Source organism: Sphaerotilus sp. FB-3, from assembly GCF_023706025.1.
Lineage (GTDB): Bacteria > Pseudomonadota > Gammaproteobacteria > Burkholderiales > Burkholderiaceae_C > Sphaerotilus > Sphaerotilus sulfidivorans.
This window is the reverse complement of the sequence record NZ_BQWE01000064.1, coordinates 1-702: the sequence shown is the minus strand read 5'-3', so window position 1 is coordinate 702 and position 702 is coordinate 1. Positions and strand designations below refer to the sequence as shown.

Here is a 702-nt window from a genome sequence, read left to right as displayed (position 1 = left end):
AGTGGGTGTGCGGCTTGATCGAACCCGGCTTGCACAGCACCTGGCCGCGCTCGACGTCTTCACGCTTGGTGCCGCGCAGCAGGATGCCGACGTTGTCGCCAGCCTGACCCTGGTCGAGCAGCTTGCGGAACATTTCGACGCCGGTGCAGGTGGTCTTGGCGGTGGCGCGGATGCCGACGATCTCGATTTCCTCGCCGACCTTGACCAGGCCGCGCTCGATACGGCCGGTCACGACGGTGCCGCGGCCGGAGATCGAGAACACGTCTTCGACGGGCATCAGGAAGGTGCCGTCGACGGCGCGCTCGGGCGTCGGGATGTAGGTGTCGAGCGCATCGGCCAGGGCCATGATGGCTTGCTCGCCCAGCGGGCCGGTGTCGCCTTCGAGGGCCAGCTTGGCCGAGCCCTTGACGATCGGGGTGTCGTCGCCGGGGAAGTCGTACTTGGAGAGCAGCTCGCGCACTTCCATCTCGACCAGTTCCAGCAGCTCTTCGTCGTCCACCATGTCGGCCTTGTTCAGGAAGACGATGATGTACGGCACGCCGACCTGACGCGACAGCAGGATGTGCTCGCGGGTCTGGGGCATCGGGCCGTCAGCGGCCGAGCAGACCAGGATCGCGCCGTCCATCTGGGCGGCGCCGGTGATCATGTTCTTGACGTAGTCGGCGTGACCCGGGCAGTCGACGTGAGCGTAGTGGCGGTTGG

The 702-nt window shown here is 66.7% G+C and carries 1 protein-coding gene; it reads right to left on the bottom strand.

Translation table 11 applies throughout. The features are described from left to right. A partial coding sequence (locus tag NFT33_RS19040) for a GTP-binding protein (RefSeq protein ID WP_251677718.1) occupies positions 1–702 on the bottom strand: 702 nt, incomplete at both ends.